This window comes from Phormidium sp. CCY1219, from assembly GCF_035615515.1.
In the GTDB taxonomy this organism is placed as follows: Bacteria; Cyanobacteriota; Cyanobacteriia; order Cyanobacteriales; family Laspinemataceae; genus CCY1219.
In genome coordinates this window covers 1-1,303 of sequence record NZ_JAJENT010000471.1, presented here as the reverse complement: position 1 = coordinate 1,303, position 1,303 = coordinate 1, and the positions used below count along the sequence as shown (strand labels likewise).

1 protein-coding gene is annotated in these 1,303 nt (G+C 51.6%); it reads left to right on the top strand.

The window, feature by feature from the left end:
• Nucleotides 1-391: 391 nt before the first annotated feature.
• Nucleotides 392-1,075: a pentapeptide repeat-containing protein gene (locus LKK83_RS11665; protein WP_324631293.1), complete on the top strand. Its 684-nt coding sequence runs from the start codon at nt 392-394 to the stop codon at nt 1,073-1,075.
• Nucleotides 1,076-1,303: the final 228 nt, after the last annotated feature.

Sequence of the window (1,303 nt, the reverse complement as noted above, 5' to 3'; positions counted from 1 at the left end):
GTGGGGAAAAGCGCCTTTAAAAGTCCGACTTTGGACTCTTTAAGAATCCCTCGGATTTATCCGTAGGGAGTATCAAGCGGTTCCAATTGGTCTGTAACAGTAGTAGTTGACCATAAGACAAACGATTGGGAAATGACACTATCTCAATTTTGACCACTAAACGCTAGTTTGTCTAGCTCGAAAAAAAAATTCTTTCTCCTCCCCGGGCGATCGCCTCTCAGAAGCCGTTAATTACCAATCGCCAATTGCCAATTGCATATATAGTCAGATTCCCGAAAAAAAACTAGCCCGATGACGGTAGACTTCCGTCTAATAGCCAACCCACAGCTTCAGAGGGGAGAATCGGAGTGACGATCGCCCCGGTTGCGATCGCCGAGTTCGAGGTCCTTTGATGAAACCACTCTTATTCGCGATCGCCTTTATTCTGATTGCCAGTCCCATCCGCGCCGAGAACCCCCTGCACCTGCAGCGCCTCTTCAATCTGCGAGAGTGTCGCGACTGCGACTTAAGGGGTGCAAACCTGAGCGGGGCGGATCTTGTGGGGGTAAAACTGATTAACGCCGACCTTACCGGAGCCAACCTAAGCGGCGCGAATCTGCGCGGAGCCAATCTCAGCGGCGCATTGCTGCTCGAGGCCAATCTTGTCGGTGCCAACCTGCGGGATGCCTCTTTAATCGTAACTCACTTTGAAGCAGCTAACTTAAGTCAAGCAAACTTAAGTAACGCTGATGGATATCGCGCCATTATCGCCGACTGCGAGATGATAGGGGCGAATTTAGTCGGCGCATCTTTCCGAGAAGCGAACTTTTACTTATCGGATTTAAGTGAAGCGACCTTAGACGGAGCGGACTTGGAACGGGCGAGTCTCGATCGCGCCGAATTAACCGATGCCACCTTAGGCAATACCATTCTCATCCATGCCTCCTTGTGTGGCACCGTAATGCCCGATGGGTCGGTATCCGAGAAAGGCTGTCCGCAACCAGAGGAGAGCGAAACAGAGAGTGCGCCAGACAGTAGCGAAGAGTCACCGGAGACGAATACGCCCCCGGAGGAAACACCACCCGCCCCAAATTAGCCATAAGTCGAATGTCGGGGGGAGAGAAGGGGGATTAAAATAACCCCAGTCACCCGCGATCGCGCGCTTGGCTAAGAGTGTTCGTGGTTTTAGGAGAAGGCTCAATGTCAGGAACCCCATCCCTAAAGGGAGGGGCTTGGTAAGACTTTACTTTCCCAAGCTCACCTGACCAGAAGACCAGACTTATCTAAGTTTGGTAGCCGTTAGGGGTAAGAGTTAAAGTTCCGA